A 2,643-nucleotide genomic window follows, 5' to 3' on the forward strand; every position below is an offset into this window, starting at 1 on the left:
TGCCGGAGCGGCGGCGGTCTCGACGGCTGGCACGGCCGCCGGTTCCGCTTCGTCGGCAGGTTTCGCGGCCGGCGCGCGGCGATCGCGCGCCTCCAGCAACGGCAGGCCGGCTTCCCCCGCCCAGCCCTGCGTTGCCAGCGCGACGACGCCCACCGGACGCATCCGCACGTCGTTCAGCATCTGGCGGATGTCCGCGAGCGCGACGCGTTCGCCGTCAGCCAGGCGGCGGACGTCGATCGCGACGACATCGTCGGCGAAAAACTCGGGAGTCGCTTCGAAGCGCTTGACCAGTTCGGCACGCAACGCATCGAGATCGGTCGTCTTCACGGTGAACAGCAACGTATCGACCGATCCGCTGCGCAGCTCGAAGAATGGCGATTTTTTAAGCGACATGGACACTCTGCAAAAATTTTTTGCGTATTTTACAGGCGTCCACGCGTGCGGCCATTATTTTTGGGACTCGGGGTTGCTGCGGCCCGGGCGGACGCGCAACCGGCAGGCGGGCGGGCCGGCGGGCGATCGGGCTTTCATCGCGCCGCGCGGGGCTGGGGATGTCGAGGCCGCGTCAGTGCTTCACCTGCGACACGAACAGCGATTTCATCGCGCCGGGCATCCGCGCGATCGGCGCATGTTCGCCGGTGTTGCCGAAACCCGCGCGCTCGTAGAAGCGGACCGCGTTGCGGTTCGCGTCGGCGATCCACGCGTAAACGTCGGTGGCGCCGCGCTCGGCGAGCCATGCGGTAGCCGTCTCCAGCAGCAGCACGCCACCGCGCAGATGACGCACCGCATGCGCGACCCACAGTTCGCTGACGAACGCGCGCCGATCGGGCGTGTTGTCGAAATACGCGCCGATCATGCCGGCCGGATGGCCTTCGGTGTACAGCAGGAAAGTCGTCGACTCGTCGGACACGGCGCGCTGCGCGGCGATCGCCGACGCTGCGTCCGCTTCGACGGTCAGCAATTCGGCCTCCGGCGCTTCGCCGGGCGCGTAGGGCTCACGCAGCGATGCAGCGCGGAGTTCGCGATACACGCCGCCCTGATCGGCAGCGATACGACGAACGGTCAAGGTCGAACTCATGCAGGCACAGCCCCCTTCGGACAGCAAGCTATTAGCTTCAACCGAAAGCGGGGCATGAGTCAAATCGTAATTTTCAAACGCTGGCGCGGATCGAAAGGCGGCGGATGTCATCAGCGGCGACACACGTCGATCAGTGTGCAGTTGCAGCATCGGTGTGCGGACGCTGGCTGCCGGAGGGTGAACATGCGGCCGTCATCGGACGGATCGTCTCGTTCTCCTTGCGATGCGCGGCCATCAGGTTTTGAGCCGCATAACATTGCGTCGCTGCGACCGTAATGCTCCGTAATATAAGCCAACAAAAAACACGCCGCGCCCATACTTCACCGGCCGCTTTATTGCGATGCAACATTTGTTGCAGCCCCTTCACACCGGCGTGGGTCGCCGCACGTCGAGCCATTCGTCCGACAAACGACGCACCCGCCTGCGCGCCAATCCGCGTCGGCCGCATGTTTCAATCAGCGCGCGTCGGTCCGCAGCGGCCCGCATTGCGCGCGGCCCGTCGTTTGGAGCGCCAAGCCTAGCGCCGGAGTTTGGCAAGCGCGCGCACCGGTCGTATAACAGGCAGAACCGGACGACGATCCGGTGCCACCGCGCGCGTCGCGGACCACGAGGATTCGAACAAACTTGCATGCGGCCGCCCGCGGGCCGGCCGACTGGAGGGAGACAATGGCAATGACCAATGCACCGGCTTCGGGCTGGTCGGATGGCAAGCGTTATCTGTGGCTGCTCGGCGCGCTGACGATCACGCTGCCGATCCTCGCCGCACAGCTCGCGCTGTCGACGGGCCTTCACGTGTTCTGGTGGTTCGGCCCGCTGTTCGCGTTCGGCGTGATCCCGATCCTCGACACGCTGATCGGCGACGATCGCGACAATCCGCCCGAAGCCGTCGTGCCGCACCTCGAACGCGAACGCTATTACCGGTACATCGTTTATCTCGCGACTTTCGTCGAATACGTCGCGTTCTTCATGTGCGTGTGGATCGTCGGCACGCATGCGCTCGCGTGGTACGACTACGTCGGCTTCGCGCTGTCGCTCGGCGCCGCGACGGGCATCTCGATCAATACCGCGCACGAGCTCGGGCACAAGACCGACCGCTTCGAACGCTGGCTCGCGAAGATCACGCTGGCGCCGGTCGCGTACGGCCACTTCTACGTCGAGCACAATCGCGGCCATCACGTGCGCGTCGCGACCGCCGAGGACCCGGCAAGCGCGCGCTACGGCGAATCGTTCTGGGCGTTCCTGCCACGCACGGTGATCGGCAGCATCCGCTCCGCGTGGCGGCTCGAAAAGGCCCGCCTCGAGCGGCTCGGGCATTCGCCGTGGACCTGGCGCAACGAAGTGCTGCATGCGTGGGCGATGACTGCCGTCGTATGGGGCCTCGCGATCGCGCTGGCCGGCAAGGTCGTGATCCCGTTCCTCGTGATCCAGGCCGTCTACGGCGCGTCGCTGCTCGAGGTGGTGAACTACGTCGAGCACTACGGGCTCGGCCGTCGCAAGCTGCCGAGCGGCCGCTACGAACGCTGCACGCCGCAGCATTCGTGGAACAGCAATCACGTCGTCACGAA

At 65.8% G+C, this 2,643-nt stretch carries 2 protein-coding genes and 1 pseudogene; 1 reads left to right on the forward strand and 2 read right to left on the reverse strand.

Translation table 11 applies throughout. The annotated features are described in order from the left end of the window. Window positions 1-393 (reverse strand): annotated as a pseudogene (locus JMF90_RS32710) (septum site-determining protein MinC); the annotation flags it as partial. A gap of 172 nt (window positions 394-565) precedes the next feature. Then, a complete protein-coding gene (locus tag JMF90_RS32715; RefSeq protein ID WP_227745866.1) occupies window positions 566-1,189 on the reverse strand; it encodes a GNAT family N-acetyltransferase in 624 nt (207 codons plus the stop codon). Between the two features lie 555 nt (window positions 1,190-1,744). Between JMF90_RS32715 and JMF90_RS32720 the strand changes: the two genes are divergently transcribed. After that, the coding region (locus JMF90_RS32720) for an alkane 1-monooxygenase (RefSeq protein ID WP_201325985.1) at window positions 1,745-2,643 on the forward strand (899 nt) is incomplete at its 3' end.

Origin of the sequence: Burkholderia sp. E168m23, from assembly GCF_016586125.1 — a bacterium.
GTDB classification, from domain to species: Bacteria; Pseudomonadota; Gammaproteobacteria; order Burkholderiales; family Burkholderiaceae; genus Burkholderia; species Burkholderia orbicola.

Coding starts and splice junctions, on each gene's coding strand:
- JMF90_RS32715 (WP_227745866.1), bottom strand. CDS start 1,189: ATGACATCCGCCGCCTTTCGATCCGCGCCAGCGTTTGAAAATTACGAT.